The sequence below is a fragment of the Rothia sp. HMSC067H10 genome (assembly GCF_001810635.1).
Taxonomy (GTDB): Bacteria; Actinomycetota; Actinomycetes; order Actinomycetales; family Micrococcaceae; genus Rothia; species Rothia dentocariosa.
The window spans coordinates 1-1,834 of record NZ_KV802289.1 but is presented as its reverse complement, the minus strand read 5'-3'; the positions used below and the strand labels follow the sequence as shown (position 1 = coordinate 1,834).

Below are 1,834 nucleotides of genomic sequence, written 5' to 3'. Positions count from 1 at the left end.
TTACTATGGCTGATGATGATATAAGCGCATGTGTGAATATTCTTGAGATCATGGAGGTGAATTATGCTGGTCGTCCACTACATGGTAGTGGATCATATCAAGTACTTGTGGGATACGGTTTTGATATTTCACAAGAGAACGTGTCCCAGATGGAAGAGTTCTTTGAAAATCGAGTAGTCATCGCGGCAGACGAGGCAGAGTACCCTTGGACTGAAGTGGAAAAGAGCAAGAAGTTTTTCTTCCCGAATGGTTTTCCTGACCCGTTGTATGAGGATGGTACGGATTGGATTAATGACCCTGATGAGTACCCCGAGAGCACTTCCTACACTGGCAGTAAGGACTCATAGTATCAAGGCATCTGGTGGTTAGCTAGATGACGTATATGGGTTATACCCCAGGTCGTGTTCTATATCTTTATTTGCCTCGTGAGTTATTTTTGGGAAAGAAACAGCATGCCGTATGAACATAATCTTTCAAAACCTTTTATTGCCCCGGTATTCATTGAAGAGGATGGGTATTGGCAGAATTGTATGAAGCCCTATCTTGAGCGTGAAGGGTGGTATATCGCAGAGGTTGACTGTGCTGGAGCCACTGGATCATTGGAATTTGGGCGTCGTCTCTTAACAGCTTTGGACTTCGACTGGGACTCTTTTCCGTATGAGTTTGATGTCCATTGGGCTTTTGAATATGCTACTGAGGTTGATTGGCTTGATCTGCGTCAGGGGCTGTTTGTGTACTATAAAAACTTTGAGGACGTACTGTCGATGGCAGATCGTCTTGGCAATGATAGATATGCTATCTATGCCGTGCATATGGTTGATTATATGCGTCTGGACTATCCTATGCGTCCTAGCCCATATCCTCGGTCTGGGGATGATTATGAGGTGACTTTAGGGTACGGGTTCGGGGTGAGCCGGGCTTCTTTGCCGCGTGTGGAGCAGTTCTTTACAGGAAATAATGAGATTCTGATTGCTGGCCCGGAGGTGGTGGAGTATCCGTGGACTTGGCATGAGGAGCGGAAGAAAAAATATTTCCCTCAGGGGTTCCCGGCTCCTCGGTGTGATGAGAGGGGGGATTGGATTTTTGATCCTGAAAGGTACCCGGAGAGTCCCGCGTTTACGGGTGATGCAGGATATCCTGTGGATGAATAACCACTTTTAGGTTCAGCCTGTATCCGCATAATTCAACTGGTACTGGGTTCGAGAATCAATCTATAGATCAGGCATGGGGCAAGCTCATGGGTCCGATATGGTCAAGGCCTTTCAAACTTCTACAGATTGGTCGCTTGAGAATTTTATGCTGACCCTGACTGCGAGTAAGAAACCTTAGCCTACAACAGTACCGGTTCAGTCCTTATATTGAGTCACGGTTATTATCAGCTTGCGTTGTGTTCGGTGATGGATTCGGTGGATAAGGCTGGTATTACCGAGACCGTGCGCTCGGGTATAACCTATTTGGCGGATTAGTAGTCAGAATAATGAAGTCAACTAGCTTACCGAATAGAGTTTCGGTGTACCCTAGATGGTTCGAGGCTTATAGGAATGGGATAGACGTGATAGCATTTGAGGTTAAAATTTTGGAATGTTGCTTAAGGGTTTATTCATCAGGGACTTAGGTAGGTTCTTTATGAATACCCCCTGTGTGGGATTTCTTAAGGAAATAATTATATGGTTTATGAAAAAGAATATAAGGATGGGTTCATTGTTCCGGTGTTCACTTACGAGAGTGGGTATTGGGAGAAGGTGATGAAGCCTCGTTTGCAAGACCAGGGGTGGTATATCGCTGAAGTAGACTGTGCGGATGTAGAGGATATTGAGGATTGCGGCACAAGGCT

Annotated in this window: 1 protein-coding gene and 1 pseudogene; both read left to right on the top strand. The window is 45.5% G+C overall.

Annotation, left to right across the window (positions count from 1 at the left end):
* Positions 1-347: pseudogene (locus HMPREF2756_RS03405) on the top strand (hypothetical protein); the annotation flags it as partial.
* A 105-nt stretch (positions 348-452) separates the two neighbouring features.
* Positions 453-1,151 (top strand): hypothetical protein, encoded by a 699-nt coding sequence (locus HMPREF2756_RS03400; protein WP_070618332.1) that lies wholly within the window; start codon positions 453-455, stop codon positions 1,149-1,151.
* Positions 1,152-1,834 lie beyond the last annotated feature (683 nt).

Coding starts and splice junctions, on each gene's coding strand:
- HMPREF2756_RS03400 (WP_070618332.1), top strand. CDS start 453: ATGCCGTATGAACATAATCTTTCAAAACCTTTTATTGCCCCGGTATTC.